Source organism: Leptolyngbya boryana PCC 6306 (genome assembly GCF_000353285.1).
Classification (GTDB): domain Bacteria; phylum Cyanobacteriota; class Cyanobacteriia; order Leptolyngbyales; family Leptolyngbyaceae; genus Leptolyngbya; species Leptolyngbya boryana.
Window position 1 is genome coordinate 198,224 of sequence record NZ_KB731325.1, and the last position, 2,057, is coordinate 200,280.

The 2,057-nt window shown below is 47.4% G+C and carries 1 protein-coding gene; it reads right to left on the bottom strand.

Annotated elements, in window-relative coordinates:
* Positions 1 to 775: 775 nt before the first annotated feature.
* Positions 776 to 1,900, bottom strand: coding sequence for a hypothetical protein (locus tag LEPBO_RS0131910; protein WP_017291665.1), 1,125 nt, complete (start codon positions 1,898 to 1,900; stop codon positions 776 to 778).
* Positions 1,901 to 2,057: the final 157 nt, after the last annotated feature.

Genomic DNA, 2,057 nt, shown 5'->3' on the forward strand with positions numbered 1-2,057 from the left:
CATCAAATCGACCACATGTGCCCACCGCCCACTCAAATCTTCAGCGACCGCTGGAGGCAGAGTCAGAGTGATAAACGACAGCCTGTTACGTCCGTATGTACGCTCAAGCAATGTCACTCCCCCACGAATAATGCGGCGACCGTGGGAAGTTATTCCCTTCTGTCCCCTCGGTTTTTGGTTTTCTCCGATTTAGCGGGCTTTGATAAACCAAGGTAGCCTTCGGCTTGCAGAATCTCACGGGCGCGTTCATAGCCGAATGATTTCAGTGCCGAAAGGTTGAATGCTTCATCTACAGTGAGTTTTTTCTCCCTCGGTAGAGGCTCAGGGGTGAATCTACGCTGCGAACTTGCTGTTATTTGCCCACAGGGGTAGACTTTAATCAAATCCATGAATGCCCCCTTACCGATCGGTAAAGGTTCTCTGTGCGATCGCACAAAGTGATTAGGTTGTTCATTGGAAAAACACTTATTTGATAGGGGCTAGCATAGCCCCTATTTTCATGTCTTGCAATACTTTTCTGAACGTCTGTAACCCTCTATCTGAACGGGTTTTAGGGTGTTAGGTATTGCTGTCAAGGATACCCTTCGGCTTCGCTTCGCTCCGTCCTTGACAGCAATACCTAACACCCTCGATCACTTAACAGATAGAGGGTTACAGCCTTATTGGTTCCAACCAGTGCGATCGCAGCATCCGTAATTTGCCGGAGTATGCTAGGCTTCGCATGGCTGTTGTTAACAGCGACGGTGCGTCTAAATCTCCCAGAGGGGACTGCCCCCTAGACCACACCCAGAGGTTTCCCTAATTCCTGCATACCTCGCTTTGTCAGGTATCCATACCATCCAACCGTTATTTCCCGCCCATCGGAGCATTTTGCCTTTATATTCCGATGGTAGTTTAGGTACTCGGTAGCGTGAGATAGTACGTGTTCGTATATTTCGTGTGCTAAATTTCCGCTGACGACCCTAGTCGCCTTTTTTATACGCTCAAGCAAAACTTGGGTGCAGAAATACCACGCTTTGGGCAGTAGATGAGCTTTCCCAGAATCGATAATTTTCTGTGTCGTTTGCGTTCCCTTAGATAGATATTTCCCCATGTATGCAGATGCAGATTTTTTGATCCTTTGCACATTTACCGCTGCATTCCAATTCACTTCCGTATGTATATTCCCATTAGCATTTCCATTGCTATTTGCATTGCTGCTTGTATTACCAGTAGCGTTTCCATTTCCGTTAGATTCACTCTCAGTTCTACTATTAGTAACTCTGCTAGTAACTCTCTCGTTTGGCTCAATAACATTCCTGACGGCAGTTTCGCAGCATTCACTCCACATTTTTTCCAACTGTCTAGGACTATAGCACCAAGCTCCTCTACTATGCCGTCCGACCATGACAATGTGCAAGTGCAAGGCAACTTCACCAGTTCTTTCATACCGCTTCTCTTGAACCTCAGTACACGCTATTATCTCGGTGGGTAGCCCATGCAGTCCATTGGAGTAGATGAGCCGCCGTTTCATCAAATCGACCACATGTGCCCACCGCCCACTCAAATCTTCAGCGACCGCTGGAGGCAGAGTCAGAGTGATAAACGACAGCCTGTTACGTCCGTATGTACGCTCAAGCAATGTCACTCCCCCACGAATAATGCGGCGACCGTGGGAAGTTATTCCCTTCTGTCCCCTCGGTTTTTTGGTTTTCTCCGATTTAGCGGGCTTTGATAAACCAAGGTAGCCTTCGGCTTGCAGAATCTCACGGGCGCGTTCATAGCCGAATGATTTCAGTGCCGAAAGGTTGAATGCTTCATCTACAGTGAGTTTTTTCTCCCTCGGTAGAGGCTCAGGGGTGAATCTACGCTGCGAACTTGCTGTTATTTGCCCACAGGGGTAGACTTTAATCAAATCCATGAATGCCCCCTTACCGATCGGTAAAGGTTCTCTGTGCGATCGCACAAAGTGATTAGGTTGTTCATTGGAAAAACACTTATTTGATAGGGGCTAGCATAGCCCCTATTTTCATGTCTTGCAATACTTTTCTGAACGTCTGTAACCCTCTATCTGAACG